Here is a 17,602-nt window from a genome sequence, read left to right on the forward strand (position 1 = left end):
GGTTGGGGGGCCTCGCGGCACTGGGTCCAGGGGCCCAGATGTTTGGGCATCAAGCCTCGCAGGCGACCGGCCACATTGGTTGCGGCGTGATAGAGGCGCGGGTGGGTGGCCGCGAAAGCAAAGCCTTGCATGGCCAGCGTCTCGAGCCGGCTCTTGGCCGCCCCCTGCCCCGCCAGCGGCTCGTGGCCGGGCTGTGCGTCGTGTTTGGCCTCCCGGCGCAGGCGCTGCAACATATCGGGAATGGGGATGCGCACCGGGCACACCTCGCCGCAGGCGCCGCACAGGCTCGATGCGGTCACCAAGTCCTGGGTGCTTTCGAGCCCCAATAGATGGGGGGAGATGATTTTGCCGATGGGGCCCGGGTAGATGGTGCCGTAGGCGTGGCCACCGATGCGGGTGTAGACCGGACAGTGGTTCATGCAGGCGCCGCAGCGGATGCACTGCAAGGTCTTTCGCAGCTCCTCGTCCCGGTAAGCCTGGCTGCGGCCGTTGTCGAGCAGCACCAGGTGCACCTCGTCCGGGCCATCCAGCTCCCCTGCCCGGCGCGGGCCGCTGATGACGTTGAAGTAGGTGGTGATGGCCTGGCCGGTGGCCGAGCGGGTCAAGGCGCTGTAAAGGGGCGGCACGTCGGATAAAAACTCCACCACCTTCTCGATGCCGGTGATGGCCACGTGTACTTTCGGCACCGTCGTACACATGCGCCCGTTGCCCTCGTTCTCGACCAGACACAGGCTGCCGGTCTCGGCCACCGCAAAGTTGACGCCAGAGAGCCCCATGCCGGCGCGGCGAAACTCTTCACGCAGGGCCCGCCGCCCGGTCTGGATCAGGGCGTCCACGTCCGTGGTGGGGGTGAAACCTTCTAGGTGATGGGCGAAAGTGTCGCTCACCTCCTGCTTGTTCTTGTGGATGGCGGGCATGATGATGTGGGACGGGGTATCGCCATCGAGCTGGACGATGAACTCCCCCATGTCGCTCTCAAGGCAGCGGATGCCGTGGCGCGCCATCTCGTGGTTGAACCCCACCTCCTCACTCACCATGGACTTGCCCTTGACGATGCTGCTCACCCCGTGTTGCTGGGCGATGCCAAGGATGATGGCGTTGGCCTCGGCCGGCGTCTGGGCCCAGTGCACCTTGATGCCGTTGCGCTCACAGTTGGCTTCGAGCTGCGCCAAAAGATCCGGCAGGCGCGAGAGGCAGCGCTGGCGGATCTGCTCCGCCGCATCGCGCACCAATTCTTCTTCGGCGGGATCGGCGAAGGCATCGCGGCGCTTGGCGCGCAGGTAATCCATGGCGCCACGAAAATTCTGGCGCAGCACGGGGTCGGCCAGGGCCGCCTCGGCCTGGGGATGGAAGCGGCGCGGCGAATACTTGGCGTGCTCACTCATGATGGGCCCCCTGTTTTTGCGCTGGTAAGCCCTGCGCCACCGGCTCGCTGTGGGCGAGCAGGAAGCTCGCCAGGTGCATGGCGGGCAGTGTCTTGCCCTGATAGGCCAGGGAGCCCTTGATGTTCAAGAGGCACCCCCAGTCGGCGCTCACCAGGGTGTCGGCGCCGGTCGCCAGCAGGTGGCGGGTCTTGTCTTCGACCATGGCCTGGCTGATGTGGGGGTGGCGCACCGAGAAGGTACCGCCAAAGCCGCAGCACTCGCTCTCGTAGGCCTGCTCGTGCAAGGTGACGCCACCCAGCTGCCCTAACAGGGCGCGGGCCGTGGTGTGTACCTGCATCTCGCGCCGGGCCGAGCAGGAGGTGTGCATGACGATGCTCGCCTCCCCCACTGCGCGCCAGCGTACCCGGCAGATCTGGGCCAGAAATTCGGTTAGCTCGAACACCCGCTCGCAAAATGCCGCCACCTCGGGGCTACCCGGAAAGAGGCGGCCATAGTGATGGTGCATCATGCCGCCGCAAGAGCCCGACAGCACCACCACCGGCCAGGGCTCGGGGAAGAGCGCCATCTGGCTTTTGGCCACCTGGCGCGCCTCCTCTTCATGGCCCGAGGTGTAGGCCGGCTGCCCGCAGCAGGTCTGTTTCTCGACAAAGTGCACCCTTATCCCTTCCCGCTCGATCAGGGCGATGGCATCGAGCCCCGCCACCGGGTCGAACAAGTCCACCAGACAGGTGGCGTAGAGATAGACATCGGCCGGCTTGGCCGGATAGACCCGCATTACCTTCATCACTTGCTCTCCTTACTTCAATTGCAGCAGGGCGTCCGAGATGTGGAAGCTGTAGATGATCGCCAACCCGATCAGGCCGGTAGCCAGCAGGTAGTAGAGGGTCGGCAGCGCGGTCTTGCGCAGGGTCGCCCCCTCGCGGCCCAAGAGCCCCACGGTGGCCGAGGCCGCCACCACGTTGTGAATGGCGATCATGTTGCCAGCGGCCGCGCCCACGGCTTGCAAGGCCAGCATGGCGGCGGTGGAGACCCCCAGGGTCTGGGCCACCTCGAACTGGAACTGGCTGAACATCATGTTCGACACCGTGTTGGAGCCGGCGATAAAGGCCCCCAGGGCGCCGATAGTGGCGCTCAGCGCCGGGAAGAACTCCCCGACCAGCCCGGCGGCGAAATTGGCGGTGGTCACCGGCATGCTGGCAAGCTCCGCCCCGTTGACGCCGGAGTTGATGAAGATGCGCACCATGGGCACGGTGAAAATCAGCACGAAACCGGCACCGATCAAGGTGCGGCCTGACTCTCCCATGGCCTTGCCAAAGGGGGCGAGCGAGCGGGACTGGATCAGGGTCGCCAGCAGGGCGCACAGCACCAAGAGGCCCCCCGGCAAATAGAGCGGCTCAATCGACGCGCTCACCCCCTTCTCACCCATAAGGTCGGTGAAGGCGAGGCTCACCGACAGGAGGCTCGCCTTGAACTCCGGGCTCACCCGGCTCGCCACCAGCAAGAGGGCCAACGCCACATAAGGGAGCCAGGCCAGCATGAGCGACATGGGGCGGGCGGCAGAGTCTTTGAGATCGAGCTTGATGGAGCCGAGCCACTCGGCCGGCCACTCTTTTTCGGGGGCAAAGTCCCACTGCGTCTTGGGCACCAAAAAGCCGTGGCGCGCCGCCGTCACCACCAGAGCCAGCCCCACCAGACCGCCGATGAGGGACGGGAACTCGGGGCCGAGCAGCATGCCGGTCAGGGCATAGGGCACGGTGAACGCGAGCCCGGCGAATATCGCGAACGGCAAGATGGCCAGCCCCTCGGTCCAGCTGCGGTTACGGCCGAAAAAGCGGGTCAGCATCATCACCATCAATACCGGCATCAGGGTGCCGACGGTGGCGTGAATGAGGGCCACGTTGGTGGTCACCTGCTGCAAATAGATATCCCAACTGCTGCCACCTGCGCTCAACGTCTGGCCGATGGCCTGGCTATCGAGCCCCTTGTTGATGCCAACGAGGATGGGGGTGCCCACCGCACCGAACGACACCGGGGTGGACTGGATCATCATGCCGAGCAGCACGGCGGCGAGCGCCGGAAAGCCGATGGCCACCAGCAAGGGGGCGGCGATGGCGGCCGGGGTGCCAAAGCCCGAGGCCCCTTCGATAAAGGCGCCGAAGCACCAGGCGATGATGATGGCCTGGATGCGCCGATCCGGCGAGATGTTGGTAAAGCCGCTGCGAATCGCCGTGATGGCGCCGGTGTGCTTGAGGGTGTTGAGCATCAGGATGGCCCCGAACACGATCCAGAGCACGGTGACCGTGATGATGAGCCCTTGCAGGGTGGAGGCAAAGACTCGAGTTGGGCTCATCTGCCAGCCCCACAGGGCGATGAACACGGTGAGCAGGAAGGCGATGGGCATGGCGCGCTTAGCGGGCCAGTTGAGGCCAACCAGTAGCACGGCGGCCACCAGGATCGGCGAGAAGGCCACCAGGGCCAGCAGGGTGTCGGTCATCATTGCGTCCTTGTCCAGAGGGGGTGCAGGAGGCACCTTGTTGTTGTTTTGTTAAGCGGACGTGACCTTACCCTGTTCCTTTTTCGCGATATATGGAAATAATGAACAACATTCATTCCAAAAGTTGATCAATATGGCCCGCACCGACGACCTCATCCTCTTCGCTCAGGTGGTAGAGGCCGGCTCCTTTAGCAAGGTGGCTGAACAAAATTCCCTGACAAATTCAGTGGTTAGCAAGCGGATAGGACGTCTTGAGGAAGAACTCGGGGTGCAGCTACTCTATCGCACCACCCGTCGGCTCACCTTGAGCGAGGCAGGAAAGGAGCTTTATCAAGGTGCCAAAAATGTGAAGGCTGCCGCATTGGATGCCTTCGATGCGGTGGCGGGATTTGGCGAAAAAGTGAGCGGGCATGTGCGCATGTCGGTGCCCACCATCTCCGGGGAGCTGCTGCTGGCCGATGCGGTCGCCGATTTTTGCCAGCAGCACCCTGGGCTCACGGTGGAGATGTCGCTCGACAATCGCTTCGTCAATCTGGTGGAAGAGGGGTTTGATCTGGTCATTCGCACCGGGTATCTGGATGACTCGAGCCTGATTGCCCGCCACATCCTCGACTCCCAGTGGGTGATCTGCGCCGCCCCCGCCTATGTGCGCCACTTCGGGGCGCCGCGCGAGCCATCAGACCTGCTCACCCACAACTGCCTGCGCTACGCCTACCAGAGCACGGGGGCCTCGGAGTGGGCCTTCAAGGGGGAAGAGGGCAACTATCTGGTGTCGGTATCGGGGAGCTTTTCAACCGACAACGCCGGGGCCCTGCGCAAGGCGGCGCTCGGCGGGCGCGGCATCGTCTATGTGCCGCGCTGTCTCGTTTATCACGATCTGATGCAGGGGGATCTGGTCGACCTCTTCCCCGATAGGGTCGGTAAAAAGCTCGGCATCTACGCCGTCTATCCCTTCACCCGCCAGCCGCCGCGCAAGATAAGGCTGCTCATCGAGCACATTCGCCAGCGCTATCTCGACATCGCCCACTACTTTGTCTGAGTCGCCCCGTCGCGTTGGATCGAGAGAAAGGCCAACGACTGGCGGTTGAAGAGCTCGGGGTGTTCGACGTTGCAGACGTGACCGCAACCGTCGATGACCGCCAGAGTGCTGTGCGGATCACGCGCCACCTGCTCGCGCACCGGCGAGAGGAACAGGTAGTCCTCCTCCCCCATGATGTAGAGAGTGGGGATCCCGACCGGGCGCTCGCGAAAATAGCGCATCAGGGGATTGACCTCGGTGGCGAGGCGAAACCAGCGTTTGAACTCTTTTTGGCACAATTTGCGCGCCTCACGCACAAACAGGAGACGCGACTCCTGGTGGCGCTTGCGCGGCATGATGATGAAGGCAAACAGGCGATAGAGCCACATATAGGGCAGGAAGTGCTGGCCGAGGCGCCCGAGCTGCACCAGCACCCGCGAGCGGATATCGAGCCGCAAAATGGCACCGCCAAGCACCATGCTGCACACCCGCTCGGGGCAGAGCTCGGCCAGGTGGCGGATGAGGATGGTGCCAAGGGACATGCCGACAAAATGGGCACGGCGGATCCCCAGATGATCGAGCAGCCGGACTATATCCTCGGTCACATCACGAAAGCTGTACTTCCCCTGCACCACCTGCTGCAACCGGTGCGACTGGCCGTGTCCGCGCAAGTCGAGCAGCAGCACGTTGAAGTGCTCACGGTAGGCCTTGAGCTGACGAAACCAGAGGCTGGAGCTGCCCCCTGCTCCGTGGACAAACACCACCCACGGCCACTCGGGGCCCAGTTCATAGGTCTTGTGATAAAGCATGGTGCTCCTTTTCATCATCCCATCGCCCAGGGGTATACTGGGCGGCACATTCTAGCAGAACCCGAAAAGGGAACCTTGATGAAGCTCACCCCCTTGCGCGAACGCTTGCTGAGCCTGCCCGGCGCCAGCGAAGACACGCCGTTTGGCCCGGAAATCCTGGTCTATCGTATCGCCGACAAGATGTTTGCCCTGCTGAGCTGGCAGGAAGAGCCGATGCGCCTCAACCTCAAGTGCGAGCCCGAGCTGGCCCTGCTGCTGCGTGAACTGCACCCCGAGGTCACCCCGGGCTGGCACATGAACAAACAGCATTGGAACACCATCACCCTGACCGACACGCTGGACGAGCATCTCTGGTATGGCTGGGTACGCCACTCTTACGAGCGGGTCTGTGCCGGCCTGCCCAAACGCCTGCGCCCCGAGGCCCCATGCTGACCCCCACCATGCTGCGCCCCATGGAGCCGGCCGACTACGCAGAGCTGGCCACGCTGTTCGCCGGTACGATTCGCCATCACGGCCCCGAGCACTACACGCCGGCCCAGGTCGAAGCATGGGCCGCCGGCGCCCACCACAGCCACTTCGTGCAGGAGCTCGCCTTCAGCCATGGCTGGGTCGCCTGGCATGGCGAGCAACGCGTCGGTTTCGTGACACTCGATGACAGCGGCCACCTGGGCCTGCTCTACGTAGCGGCCACAAAGGTGCGTGGCGGGATCGGTCAGGCACTGCTGGAGCGGGCCATGCTCCAGGCCCGTGAACTCGGCATGTCGCGCCTCGAGGTGGAGGCCAGCGCCTTCAGTCTCGGCCTCTTTCTCAAGCTTGGATTTACCCTGATCGGCGTTGAGCGAGTCGAGCGCGGTGGTGTGGCCTTTGAGCGCCATCGCCTTGAGCGCCTCTTGTGATCCCGCTATCTCCCACTAAAATAGGCGCGGTCTCCACATTCACGGGCAGCACTCTATGGTGGTCAACAGCGAAGGGTATCAGGCGCTTATCGAGTATCTGGTGGAAAGCCTCGGGCTGTTCGAGCAAAAGGATGGCCCCACCTGCGATGAGACCATCGAGGATCTGGTCAGCGACCGGGTCGCCACCAGTCTGATGGCCATCTGCGAGCAAAATCCCCATATCGACGCCGAGCTGCGCTTCGTCATCATGCAGGAGGCCGACGCCGTGGTGGCCGATCTGCAAGAGGTGCTCTCCGCCGTCTGGCAGCGCCCGGCCACCACAGCCCAGCGCGATTTTCTCATCGAGTTCGTGGATCTCATCAAAAACCTGTTCGACAGCCTGCTGCGCTGAGCCGCACAGACCTAAGCCCGCACCAAAAGAAACAGGCCGCCTCGCATCAATGCGGGAGCGGCCTGGCTTGCTGTCATCTATCACTAGTGGCAAGAAGTGTCTGGTCTAGGTCTCGTCCTTGAGTACCTATCTGGTTGGGCTACCCCATACACAGAAAGTTCCCTGTTTTGTCATATTTTTGATCCTGCGTCACTTTTTGCGCCCATGTCACTCAGCGTGGTGGCGGCAGGCAGACCCCGATCCCCCCCAAGCCGCAATACCCTTGCGGATTCTTGGCCAGGTATTGCTGGTGATACTCCTCGGCATAATAGAAAGGGGCCAGCGGCTCGATGACGGTCGTGATGCGGCGCTGGTCTCCGCTCTCGTTCATCGCCCTTTGGTAAGCCGTCAGGCTCTCCTCGGCCTCAGCCTGCTGCTGCGCGTCGGCATAGAAGATCACCGAGCGGTATTGAGTGCCGATATCTCCTCCCTGGCGCATGCCTTGCGCCGGATCGTGCTGCTCCCAGAACAGGCGCAGCAGATCGCCATAAGAGATAATGGCGGGATCAAATACCACCTGCACCGTCTCCGCGTGACCGGTGCGGCCAGAGCACACCTCCTGATAGGTGGGATTGGGCGTCAGCCCCCCCTGATAACCGGCTGCCGTGCTCCACACACCCTTCTGTTGCCAGAACAAGCGCTCAACGCCCCAGAAACAGCCCATGCCAAACCAGGCCACCGCCATCCCGGCCGGCCAGGGGGCCACGGTGGCGTGACCATTGACAAAATGCACCGGGTTGACGGGCATCGGCTCGCTGCGGCCCGGCAGCGCATCGGCGGCGGTCACCAGCTGGGTTTTCTCCATGACATACTCCTGACATTCCACGGATCATCGACAATAAGGGAGTCATCACTGCCAATCAACCATGCGCCTTGCATGGCCATGTCATCGCGCCGTCACCGCCCGCTCTCATCCTCGGCAACGCAGGAGAAAGGCCACGCCGGGAGGTGATTAATCCACAAATGGATTTTTAGTCTTGATTTATGAATTTATTCTCATATATTGACCCTTATATTGACTTTATATTTTGTAAGGACCTGCTGTGCGTGAACGGGATCCAGCGCTGGTCGACGCGTTTCGTCAATCCACCCCCTATGTGAATTTCCACCGGGGCGGCACCTTCGTGCTGATGCTCGGGGGTGAGGCGGTCAGTCACCCCAATTTTACCAATATCATCAACGACATCGCCCTGTTACAGACGCTGGGGATCCGCCTCGTGCTGGTATTCGGCGCCCGTCCGCAGATCGATGACGCCCTGGCGCGTCACGGCATCACCCCTGTCTATCACAAGAAGACCCGGGTCACCGATGAAGAGAGCCTCGGCATCATCAAGCAGGTGTGCGGTGGTATGCAATTTGAAATCACCTCGCGCCTGTCGATGGGGCTCACCAATACCCCCATGGCAGGGGCCCGCATCAGCGTGGTGAGCGGCAACTTCGTCACCGCCCAGCCGCTGGGGGTCGACGAGGGGGTCGACTACTGCCTGAGCGGTCGCATTCGCCGCATCGATGTGGAGGGGGTTCGCCGTCAGCTGGATCAGAACCATCTGGTGCTGATCTCCCCCATCGGCTGCTCGGTCACCGGCGAGAGCTTCAACCTCAACTCCGAAGACGTGGCCCAGCGCATCGCCGTCGATATCAAGGCCGACAAGCTGATCTGCTTCAGTGCCCATCAAGGGGTGCTCGATCGCGCAGGCGAAGCCATCTCAGAGCTCTTCCCGGAAGAGGCGCAAGAGATCTTAAGCCAGCTCGAGCAGGAGGGGGATCACCTCTCCAGCACGGCGCGCTATCTGCGGGCGGCCATCGCCTCCTGCCGTGGCGGCGTGCCGCGCTCTCATCTGGTGAGCTTCATGAACGACGGCGCCATGTTGCAAGAGCTGTTCACCCGTGAGGGGCTCGGCACCCAGATCGTGCGTGAAAGCGCCGAGCGGGCGCGCGCCGCCACCATCGAAGATATCGGCGGCATTCTCGAGCTGATCCGTCCGATGGAGGAAGAGGGGATCTTGGTGCGCCGCTCGCGCGAGCAACTGGAGATGGAGATCGATCACTTCACCGTGATCGCCCGTGACGGCCTCATCATCGGCTGCGCCGCGCTCTATCGCTTCCCCGATGAGGCGATGGCCGAGATGGCCTGCGTTGCCATTCATCCGGATTACCGCAGTGGTAACCGGGGCGACATGCTGGTCAACCGGGTGACCGATCAGGCGCGTCGGCTCGGCATCGAACATCTGTTCGTGCTGACCACCCGCTCCGTTCACTGGTTCCAAGAGCGCGGCTTCTCACCGGTTGAGGTGGAAGCCCTGCCGGTGGCCAAACAGCGCCTCTACAACTGGCAGCGCCGCTCCAAGATCCTGATGAAACGGATTTCATAACTATCTGATTTTAAAAAAACATCCGCATGAAGTTGTCTTTTTAATCATATTGATTGACAGGCTCATGTCGTGCGGGGTATTTGTTAAGTCAAGCCACCATCCCAAGGTGGTACCAGAAGAGGAGCGCTGCCCAGGCAGCCCGAGCGAGGAGACCGGTCTCCGTAGAACTCGGGCGAGGGGGAGCAGCGCCGAGATGTGCCAGACCACCCGGTGGTCGGCATGTCGGCTGCGGGGGCTGAATCCCCCGGGCTGTCATCGGTGGGGGACATCTCTCCCTAGGTGGAGCGCTTCTGGCCGGGATGTTCACCTATTCCTGCCATTTTCCCGCTTCCCCTGTCTTATGCCCGATGGACCGGCTTTGTATTAATAGACAGGAGTTTTTGCATGACCGCTCTCAACGTTGCCAAGTTCGGCGGCACCAGCGTGGCCGACGCCACCGCGATGAACAACTGTGCCGACATTGTGCTCGGCAATCCCGCCACCCGCCTGGTGGTGCTCAGCGCCAGTGCCGGCGTCACCAACCTGCTGGTCGCCCTCGCTCAGGGAGAACTGAATGACGAGGAGCGGGCCGAACAGCTGGCCCGCCTGCAGCAGATCCAGTTTGCCATCCTCGACGCCCTCGGCAATCCGCCGGCAGTGCAGGAAGCAATCCTGGCCCAGCTGGCCGAGATCGAGGCCATGTCCCGCCAGGCCTGCCTGCACACCGATGCCGAGCTGGCCGATCGCCTGATCGCCTGCGGCGAGATGATGTCGACCCGCCTCTTCACCGAGCTGCTGACCCAGCGCGGTGCCCGCGCCACCTGGATTGACGTGCGCCAACTGATGCGTACCGACAGCCGCTTTGGCAAGGCGAGCGTGGAGCTTGATGCCACCCGAGCCCAGTGCCAGCAACAGGTTGGCCCGCTGCTCGGCGACAGCATCGTCGTAACCCAAGGCTTCATCGGTGCCGATGCGCAAGGACGCACCACCACCCTGGGTCGCGGCGGCTCTGACTACAGCGCAGCCCTGATAGGTGAAGCGCTCGGTGCCACCAGCATCGAGATCTGGACCGATGTCCCCGGCATCTACACCACCGATCCCCGTCTGGTGGTGCATGCCCGCCCCATCCCGGAGATCAGCTTCGCCGAGGCCGCTGAGATGGCGACGTTTGGCGCCAAGGTACTGCACCCCTCCACCTTGCAACCGGCGGTGCGCAGCGATATTCCGGTGTTCGTCGGCTCGAGCAAGGACCCGGCTGCCGGCGGCACCTGGATCCGCGCCAAGACCGACGCCACCCCGCTGTTTCGCGCCGTGGCACTGCGCCGCAATCAGGTGCTGGTCACCCTGCACAGCCCCAACATGTTCCACGCTTACGGCTTCCTGGCCGAGGTGTTCGGCATTCTGGCGCGTCACCGCATCTCGGTCGATCTCATCACCACCTCCGAAGTCAGCGTCTCGCTGACCCTGGATCACACCGGTAGCCAGAGCAATGGCGAGGCCACCCTGAGTGACAAGGTGCTGGCCGAGCTCGGCGAGCTGTGCAAGGTGAAGGTGGAAAGCGGCCTGACCCTGGTCGCCCTCATCGGCAACCGCATGAGCGAGATGAGCGGAGTCGGCAGCCAGGTGTTTGCCACCCTGGAAGATCACAACATCCGCATGATCTGCTATGGCGCCAGTGCCCATAACCTCTGCTTCTTAGTCGGCGAGAGCGAAGCCACCGCCGTACTCAACAAGTTGCACCAGGCCCTCATCGGCTAACACCCTCAGGCCCGCCTCAGGCGGGCCTTTTTATTCTTTCGCACAAACTGTTAAGCATCTCTTCATTTAACGGTCATTAAATTGACAACATCAGCGGGTTGACCGCACCATCGGCGCTCTTGCTCAAGGATTGGGCCGTCATGAGACTTGCCGGATTTGCACTCCCTGCGTCGCCAGCCTGGCGCCGCCTCTTGCTCCACTGTCTGTGGGGTCTGCTCTTCTTTACCCTATTGCTGCCTTGGCTGCGCCTCGATCAGTGGCTGAGCCGTTTCGAGCCCATCACCTTCCACAGTGGCGCGCTGCAAGTGGCCCGCCTCGAGCAGGTCTCCCCCCTCTACAAGAGCGATGCCCGCGGCATGTACGTGGTGTTGCAACACAGCTGGCGCCTGGCCGAGCCGCTTACCGCCGACGATCGCCTGCTCTTCATCCTGCGCCGCGACGATGGCGGCGAGGCCGGGCGCCTCTCCCTCGACGGCAGCAAGCGCCAGCGCTGTGGCCAGCAGGGGTGCCGCGTCAGCTTCAACAGCGCCATGCGGGTGCCGGACGAGGCGGCCGGCAACGAGTACTCCCTGTGGGTCAAACCCGAGCTCAAGGGGGCGCCGGTGGGCCTGCAATTTCTGCGGATGCTACCAAGCCGCGACATCGGCCTGCCCCACCTGCTGCTGGTGCTGGGGCTCATCGTGGCGCTCAACGCCCTGCTGCTGCGGGCCCTGCTGCCCCTGTTCCGTCGCCGGCTGCGCTCGCGGGTGGCCGCCAGCCTGCTACTGGGTAATCTCACCTTCCTGCTGCTCTACGGGGTCGCCTTCTTTCGCGTTGGCGAGTTCAGTCTCTGGTCCGGTTTTCGCGCCGAGCTCTACTACCTCTCCTGGGGCGCCATGGTGCTCGGCTGGGGGGCGTGTGCACTGGCCGGCTTTCACCTCTACATGGGGCTCGCCTTCACCTTGCTGATGGGGGTTGGGCTGCTGGCCAACTTCACCAAGATCGCCATCTACGGCGTGCCCCTTGGCGGCAATGATCTGGGCAACCTGCTCGGTCTGTTGCAGATCCTGCGCGAGGAGCACCCCTGGGCCCCCTGGGCACTGGCCGCCCTGCTGGCCGTCGGCTGCTGGCGCTTTGCCCTGTCGCGTTGGCTGCTGCGCAGCGCCGCCGCCACCCTCGCCTTCTTCGCCCTGTGCGTCTTTGCCACCCAGGCCGGCAACCGGCTGCTGGGGCCCAACGTGCGCTACTTTCAAGACAGCGTCACCTACCACCGGGATCTCATCCGCTCCGGCCCCGGCCTCTACCTGTTCAATCTGGTCGATGACATGGTGAGCCGCGGCTCCATCTTCCGTTACCCGCTCAACAAGAGCGCCCTTTCACCCAGCCGCGAGCCGACCCTGGCACCCGTCGCGCCGCTGTGGGATCAGGTGATCGTGCTGCAATACGAGTCGCTCTGGCTCGACTGGCGGGGAAAGATCTGCGCCAAGGCGCCCACCCTCACCCTGCCAGCCGGGGTGCGCGAGTGGCGCAAGACCATCCACTCCCCCACCACGGGCGGGATGACGGTGCTGGCGGAGTTCGAGATGAACACGGGGCTGCCGGTCGGGCTGCTCAAACAGGGCATAGTGCCCTACTACTATTTGCAGCAGGCGGTGCCTGGGCTGGCCCACACGGCCCGCGCCAACGGCTACCAGACCCTGTTCGTGCACCCCTACTCGGAGAAGTTCTGGGGCCGCGATCAGGCCGTTCCGGCCCTTGGCTATCAGACCCGCTGGTTCGATACCCACTTCAACGCCATGGCGCACAAGGGGCTCTATGTCTCAGACGACGCGCTGATAAGCCAACTAGTCAGCACGGTTCAAGCGGAGCAGCCGCGCTTTGCCTACGCGGTCTCGATGCAGGGGCACGGGCCGTTCGACGCGCCGCGCTATCAGGGCGCCGAGCGCGAGGGGGCCTGCCCCGGCCTGCCAGAGAGGGAGCGGCAAACCCTCAACACCTACTACACCGGGGTGGTCGATGCCATGGCCTCCTTGCAGCGACTGCTCGAGCGCCTCGATGCCAGCGGCTCACGCTATCTGGTGCTGGCGTTTGGCGATCACCAGCCGTTTTTGATGTCGGCAGGCGACGGCATTCTCGGCGACAAACCGAGCCGGGCGGCGCGCTACGAGATCCCCATGATGGTCTTTACCCGCCAGGATGACTCGCTCGATGCGCAGCAGCAGTTTGGTGACGTGCGCCAGCTCTATCAGATGGGGCAGGCGCTGCGCCGGCTGCTGGCTGGCAACCTCGCCCAACCGGTCGCACAACCCTTGCTGCACCCCGTGCTGGGGGAAGAGGCCGGCTTTGACCCCACCCCCTTGCTGCCGCAGCTGCGCGCGACCTTCCGCCCCGATGTGCTGCCCTAAGGCTGCGCGCGTGCTGCTGAGCCAATAAAAAAAGAGGGCCGAGGCCCTCTTTTTTACTGTATCGCGTTTACGGCAACGAGGCTCAGGCGCGCTCGAGCAGGATATTGAGCATGCGGCGCAGCGGCTCGGCGGCGCCCCACAGCAGTTGGTCGCCCACGGTGAAGGCCGAGAGGTACTCAGGCCCCATGTTGAGCTTGCGCAGACGGCCGACCGGGATGGTCAGGGTGCCGGTGACGGCAGCCGGGGTCAGCTCGCGGGCGCTGATGTCGCGCTCGTTCGGGATCACCTTGACCCAGTCGTTGTGGGCCGCCAGCAGCGCCTCGATCTCGGCAAGGGGCAGATCCTTTTTCAGCTTGATGGTGAACGCCTGGCTGTGGCAGCGCAGGGCGCCGATACGCACGCACAGGCCATCGACCGGCACCGGTGCGTTCTCGATGCCGAGGATCTTGTTGGTCTCGGCCTGCCCCTTCCACTCCTCGCGGCTCTGGCCATTGGGCAGGGCGGTATCGATCCAGGGGATCAGGCTGCCCGCCAGCGGCACGCCGAAGTTGTCGACCGGCAGGGTGCCGGAGCGGGTCTTCTCAGTGATCTTGCGCTCGATGTCGAGAATGGCAGAGGCCGGATCGGCCAGCTCCACCGCCACTTCGTCACGCAGCAAGCCCATCTGGGTCACCAGCTCGCGCATGTGGCGCGCGCCGCCGCCGGACGCAGCCTGATAAGTCGCCACGCTCACCCACTCGACCAGGTCGGCGTCGAACAGACCGCCCAGAGCCAGCAGCATCAGGCTGACGGTGCAGTTACCGCCAACAAACGTCTTCACCCCGTTGTCGAGCGCCTGCTCAATCACCCCACCGTTGACCGGATCGAGGATGATGACGGCGTCTTTCTCCATACGCAGGGTGGAGGCAGCATCAATCCAGTAGCCCTGCCAGCCGCTGGCCAGCAGACGCGGATAGACATCCTTGGTGTAGTCGCCACCCTGACAGGTGATGATGATCTCCTGGCTGGCCAGCGCCTCGATATCAAAGGCATCTTTCAGGGTACCGGCATCCACGCCGAAGTTGGGGGCCGCCTCGCCGGCTTGCGAGGTGGTGAAGAAGGTGGGCTGGATGCGGGCAAAATCCTTCTCTTCCTGCATACGGCTCATCAAGACCGAGCCCACCATACCGCGCCAACCGACTAAACCGACTTTTTTCATGATTACTCCTACCCTGGATAGCTGATAAATCTGAATGCACCCGCAGCAGTGCCTCGGCGGCAACATGCCGATAACATGCGGGGTGCGGCAAAAAATGTGTTACTCCACATTACGGATTGTGCGCCGTCGTGCAAGTCGATTTCTGCAATATTTCCCTGCATCTGCTGCAACGGGGCGCGATCTGGCCACCCACTCCCCCTGCCGCTATGATGGTCACTCGTGGCAATCACTGCCCCGCCAGGGACGACCCCGGCGGCCCTTCTGTTCGCCGGGACGACCCGGCCCCATGGCGTTATGTATCATGTCCTGGACGCTACTGCTGCTGGCTGGCCTGTTCGAGGTCGCTTGGGCCATTGGCCTCAAATATACCCAGGGGTTTACCCGCCCCCTCCCCACCCTGTTGACGCTGGCCGCCATGGCGGTGAGCGTGCTGTTGCTTGCCCAGGCGGTGCGCCACCTCCCCCTTGGCACCGCCTATGCGGTGTGGACCGGCATCGGCGCCGTCGGCACCGTGCTACTGGGGATAGTGCTGTTCAACGAGCCGGCCAGTGCCACGCGGCTGCTCTGCGTTGGGCTCATCATCGCCGGCATCATGGGGCTCAAGCTCATGACATAAGGGGAAAGCCCCCATTTTCGCCAATTTTCCTGCCAAGGTTCTGTCAAAGGGGCAGTCGCCTGCTATCATCTGCGCCCGAAACATGAGCCAACACCATCAGGAACCATAGAGATGACCGACCACACCTTTATTCCCGGCAAGGACGCGGCGCTGGAAGACTCCATCGAGCGTTTCCAAAGCAAGCTCCAGGCCCTGGGCTATGACATCGAGGAGGCCTCCTGGCTCAACCCGGTGCCCAACGTCTGGTCCGTGCACATCCGCGACAAGGAGTGCCCGCTCTGCTTTACCAATGGTAAGGGTGCCAGCAAGAAGGCCGCGCTGGCCTCGGCTCTCGGCGAATACTTCGAGCGTCTCTCCACTAACTACTTCTTCGCTGACTTCTATCTGGGCGAGGAGATCGCCAACGGCGATTTCGTCCACTATCCGAACGAGAAGTGGTTCCCCATCACGGGAGACAAGCTGCCGGCCGATCTGCTCGATGAGTTCACCCGCAAGTTCTATAACCCGGAAGGGGAAGTGACCGCCGACATGCTGGTGGACTTGCAATCGAACAACGAGGAGCGCGGCATCGTAGCCCTCCCCTTCGAGCGCCAGTCGGATCATCGGACCGTGTATATCCCGATGAACATCATCGGCAACCTTTATGTCTCCAACGGCATGAGCGCCGGCAACACCAAGACCGAAGCCCGCACCCAGGGGCTCTCCGAGGTGTTCGAGCGCCACGTCAAAAACAAGATCATCGCCGAGGCCATCAGCCTGCCGGAGATCCCAGCCGAGGTGATTGCCCGCTACCCCGGCATCAAGGCGGCCATCGATGCCCTCGAGGCCGAAGGCTTCCCCATTCTGAGCTATGACGCCTCGCTGGGTGGCCGCTACCCGGTCATCTGCGTGGTGCTGCTCAACCCGAGCAACGGCACCTGCTTTGCCTCCTTCGGCGCCCATCCGCGCTTCGAAGTGGCCTTCGAGCGTACCGTGACCGAGCTGCTGCAAGGGCGCGGCCTCAAGGATCTCGACGTCTTCATGCCCCCCTCGTTCGACAACGAGGAGGTGGCGGATCACCACAACCTCGAGACCCACTTCATCGACTCGTCGGGTCTCATCAGCTGGGATCTGTTCAAGCAAGAGGCTGACTTCGAGTTCGCCGACTGGAACTTCGCCGGCACCACTCAGGAGGAGTTCGATCACCTCATCGGCATCTTCCACGAGCTGGAGCAGCCGGTCTACATCGCCGACTACGAGCACCTCGGCGTCTATGCCTGCCGCATCCTGGTGCCCGGTATGTCCGACATCTACCCGGCCGAAGATCTGCTGCTGGCCAACAACAACATGGGCGCCCACCTGCGCGAGGTGATCCTGGCCCTGCCCTCGCTGGAGTGGGACGCCGAGCAGTACATGGCCCTTTACGACCAGCTCGAAGAAGAGGGGCACGACGAGCGCACCCGGGTGCGCGAGCTGCTCGGCATCGCCGCCAGCAAGGGCACCGCCCTGCACACCCTGCGGGTGGGCGAGCTCAAGGCCATGCTGGCCCTGGCCGCCGGCGAGCTGGAGACCGCGCTGGAGTGGATCGACTGGACCATGGAGTTCAACCAGTCGGTCTTCACCCAGGCGCGCGCCAACTATTATCGCGCCCTCAAAAGCGCGGTGGAGCTGCTGCTCGATGAAGAGCGCGACCCGGCGCAATACGTCGCCGTGTTCGCCCGCATGTACGGTGAAGCCGCCTTCCAGGAGGCGTGGCAACACGCCACCGGAGAGGCCAGCTTCCACGGCCTTGAGAGCGGTACGCTGTCGCTGGCCCAGTTCCCGCTGCACCAACAGCTGCTGGCCGCCTACGAGAAGCTGCAACGGGCCAAGCGGGCCTTTAACTGGGCATGATCGAGCCACATTGACAAAGGGGAGCGTGAGCTCCCCTTCTGCTTGTTGAGGGCCCCCATATGCGGAGTAGTCAGGCTGGGATGAGTGTGGCAGTCATCACAGATTGAAGATTAAAAACAAAAACCACTTATAAAGGGATAGATAAAACAACCTTGTTAACTCATTGATGTAACAAGCAAAACATACTCCACTTTATCATCACTTAATAAAATAATCGTTTTATATCAAAATATTGCGTTGACCTTCTTATTGATTTCATATGTAACTCTAGCTAAAAATAGAGACCCATTAAGGTCTCAATGTTGTAGTAAAATTACATTAAGGATTGGTCAAGGTTGATCATGGTCAAATTTGGGGTTGCCCCCCTTTGCTATTATCCTTCCAGGCTAAA

Annotated in this window: 15 protein-coding genes and 1 riboswitch; of the genes, 9 read left to right on the forward strand and 6 right to left on the reverse strand. The window is 62.7% G+C overall.

Features of this window, described 5'->3' with window-relative positions:
* From BN1134_RS04875 to BN1134_RS04885, 3 genes are all read right to left on the reverse strand, one after another.
* Nucleotides 1-1,385, reverse strand: a 1,385-nt coding sequence (locus BN1134_RS04875; RefSeq protein WP_042045594.1) for a LutB/LldF family L-lactate oxidation iron-sulfur protein, incomplete at its 3' end; no start/stop codon positions are given.
* The gene (locus tag BN1134_RS04880; RefSeq protein ID WP_084214713.1) at nt 1,378-2,169 is read right to left on the reverse strand and encodes a (Fe-S)-binding protein; all 792 of its coding nucleotides are present in this window, start codon (nt 2,167-2,169) and stop codon (nt 1,378-1,380) included. The genes BN1134_RS04880 and BN1134_RS04875, both read right to left, overlap by 8 nt.
* Nucleotides 2,170-2,181: 12 nt before the next feature.
* Nucleotides 2,182-3,879 carry an L-lactate permease gene (locus BN1134_RS04885; RefSeq protein WP_042045595.1) on the reverse strand — a complete coding sequence of 566 codons (1,698 nt, stop codon included), beginning with the start codon at nt 3,877-3,879 and terminating at the stop codon, nt 2,182-2,184.
* 61 nt (nt 3,880-3,940) lie between these two features.
* Between BN1134_RS04885 and BN1134_RS04890 the strand changes: the two genes are divergently transcribed.
* On the forward strand, nt 3,941-4,918 hold the full coding sequence (locus tag BN1134_RS04890) for a LysR family transcriptional regulator (RefSeq protein ID WP_156991669.1): 978 nt from the start codon (nt 3,941-3,943) through the stop codon (nt 4,916-4,918).
* Here BN1134_RS04890 and BN1134_RS04895 read toward each other — a convergent pair.
* Complete coding sequence (locus BN1134_RS04895; RefSeq protein WP_042045599.1) at nt 4,906-5,706, reverse strand: alpha/beta fold hydrolase; 801 nt, start codon at nt 5,704-5,706, stop codon at nt 4,906-4,908. The genes BN1134_RS04890 and BN1134_RS04895 overlap by 13 nt on opposite strands.
* A gap of 78 nt (nt 5,707-5,784) precedes the next feature.
* Here BN1134_RS04895 and BN1134_RS04900 point away from each other — a divergent pair, with 78 nt between their 5' ends.
* Genes BN1134_RS04900 through BN1134_RS04910 form a run of 3 tightly spaced genes read left to right on the forward strand, consistent with a single transcriptional unit; the run spans nt 5,785 to nt 6,993 of the window.
* Complete coding sequence (locus BN1134_RS04900) at nt 5,785-6,138, forward strand: MmcQ/YjbR family DNA-binding protein (RefSeq protein WP_042045602.1); 354 nt, start codon at nt 5,785-5,787, stop codon at nt 6,136-6,138.
* Nucleotides 6,132-6,602 carry a GNAT family N-acetyltransferase gene (locus BN1134_RS04905; RefSeq protein ID WP_042045603.1) on the forward strand — a complete coding sequence of 157 codons (471 nt, stop codon included), beginning with the start codon at nt 6,132-6,134 and terminating at the stop codon, nt 6,600-6,602. The genes BN1134_RS04900 and BN1134_RS04905 overlap by 7 nt, the downstream gene beginning before the upstream one ends.
* Before the next feature lie 55 nt (nt 6,603-6,657).
* Nucleotides 6,658-6,993 (forward strand): DUF3802 family protein, encoded by a 336-nt coding sequence (locus BN1134_RS04910; protein ID WP_042045605.1) that lies wholly within the window; start codon nt 6,658-6,660, stop codon nt 6,991-6,993.
* A gap of 211 nt (nt 6,994-7,204) precedes the next feature.
* Here BN1134_RS04910 and msrA read toward each other — a convergent pair whose 3' ends face one another.
* Nucleotides 7,205-7,837 carry a peptide-methionine (S)-S-oxide reductase MsrA gene (msrA, locus tag BN1134_RS04915; RefSeq protein ID WP_042045607.1) on the reverse strand — a complete coding sequence of 211 codons (633 nt, stop codon included), beginning with the start codon at nt 7,835-7,837 and terminating at the stop codon, nt 7,205-7,207.
* Nucleotides 7,838-8,075: 238 nt separating this feature from the next.
* On the opposite strand from msrA, the gene argA reads away from it, so the two are divergent.
* The 3 genes from argA (at nt 8,076) to BN1134_RS04930 (ending at nt 13,525) form a co-directional block, all read left to right on the forward strand.
* Complete coding sequence (gene argA, locus BN1134_RS04920; protein ID WP_042045608.1) at nt 8,076-9,404, forward strand: amino-acid N-acetyltransferase; 1,329 nt, start codon at nt 8,076-8,078, stop codon at nt 9,402-9,404.
* A 108-nt stretch (nt 9,405-9,512) separates the two neighbouring features.
* A riboswitch (Lysine riboswitch) is annotated at nt 9,513-9,702 on the forward strand.
* Between the two features lie 86 nt (nt 9,703-9,788).
* Nucleotides 9,789-11,141: a lysine-sensitive aspartokinase 3 gene (gene lysC / locus BN1134_RS04925; RefSeq protein WP_042045609.1), complete on the forward strand. Its 1,353-nt coding sequence runs from the start codon at nt 9,789-9,791 to the stop codon at nt 11,139-11,141.
* 140 nt (nt 11,142-11,281) lie between these two features.
* Nucleotides 11,282-13,525, forward strand: coding sequence for an LTA synthase family protein (locus tag BN1134_RS04930; RefSeq protein ID WP_042045611.1), 2,244 nt, complete (start codon nt 11,282-11,284; stop codon nt 13,523-13,525).
* 82 nt (nt 13,526-13,607) lie between these two features.
* Here BN1134_RS04930 and asd read toward each other — a convergent pair whose 3' ends face one another.
* Nucleotides 13,608-14,723, reverse strand: a complete 1,116-nt coding sequence (gene asd / locus BN1134_RS04935; RefSeq protein WP_042045613.1) for an aspartate-semialdehyde dehydrogenase — start codon at nt 14,721-14,723, stop codon at nt 13,608-13,610.
* Between the two features lie 301 nt (nt 14,724-15,024).
* Between asd and sugE the strand changes: the two genes are divergently transcribed.
* Together sugE and ycaO are read left to right on the forward strand one after the other, a co-directional pair.
* On the forward strand, nt 15,025-15,339 hold the full coding sequence (gene sugE, locus BN1134_RS04940) for a quaternary ammonium compound efflux SMR transporter SugE (protein WP_042045614.1): 315 nt from the start codon (nt 15,025-15,027) through the stop codon (nt 15,337-15,339).
* Between the two features lie 111 nt (nt 15,340-15,450).
* Nucleotides 15,451-17,211 carry a 30S ribosomal protein S12 methylthiotransferase accessory factor YcaO gene (ycaO, locus tag BN1134_RS04945; RefSeq protein WP_042045616.1) on the forward strand — a complete coding sequence of 587 codons (1,761 nt, stop codon included), beginning with the start codon at nt 15,451-15,453 and terminating at the stop codon, nt 17,209-17,211.
* Nucleotides 17,212-17,602: the final 391 nt, after the last annotated feature.

The organism is Aeromonas simiae, assembly GCF_000820125.1.
In the GTDB taxonomy this organism is placed as follows: domain Bacteria; phylum Pseudomonadota; class Gammaproteobacteria; order Enterobacterales; family Aeromonadaceae; genus Aeromonas; species Aeromonas simiae.

Bases quoted from the DNA above. Each gene is read 5' to 3' on its own strand.
- lysC (WP_042045609.1), top strand. From the start codon at position 9,789: ATGACCGCTCTCAACGTTGCCAAGTTCGGCGGCACCAGCGTGGCCGAC.
- BN1134_RS04905 (WP_042045603.1), top strand. From the start codon at position 6,132: ATGCTGACCCCCACCATGCTGCGCCCCATGGAGCCGGCCGACTACGCA.
- BN1134_RS04910 (WP_042045605.1), top strand. From the start codon at position 6,658: ATGGTGGTCAACAGCGAAGGGTATCAGGCGCTTATCGAGTATCTGGTG.
- msrA (WP_042045607.1), bottom strand. From the start codon at position 7,837: ATGGAGAAAACCCAGCTGGTGACCGCCGCCGATGCGCTGCCGGGCCGC.
- ycaO (WP_042045616.1), top strand. From the start codon at position 15,451: ATGACCGACCACACCTTTATTCCCGGCAAGGACGCGGCGCTGGAAGAC.
- sugE (WP_042045614.1), top strand. From the start codon at position 15,025: ATGTCCTGGACGCTACTGCTGCTGGCTGGCCTGTTCGAGGTCGCTTGG.
- BN1134_RS04900 (WP_042045602.1), top strand. From the start codon at position 5,785: ATGAAGCTCACCCCCTTGCGCGAACGCTTGCTGAGCCTGCCCGGCGCC.
- BN1134_RS04930 (WP_042045611.1), top strand. From the start codon at position 11,282: ATGAGACTTGCCGGATTTGCACTCCCTGCGTCGCCAGCCTGGCGCCGC.
- BN1134_RS04880 (WP_084214713.1), bottom strand. From the start codon at position 2,169: ATGAAGGTAATGCGGGTCTATCCGGCCAAGCCGGCCGATGTCTATCTC.
- BN1134_RS04885 (WP_042045595.1), bottom strand. From the start codon at position 3,879: ATGACCGACACCCTGCTGGCCCTGGTGGCCTTCTCGCCGATCCTGGTG.
- asd (WP_042045613.1), bottom strand. From the start codon at position 14,723: ATGAAAAAAGTCGGTTTAGTCGGTTGGCGCGGTATGGTGGGCTCGGTC.
- BN1134_RS04895 (WP_042045599.1), bottom strand. From the start codon at position 5,706: ATGCTTTATCACAAGACCTATGAACTGGGCCCCGAGTGGCCGTGGGTG.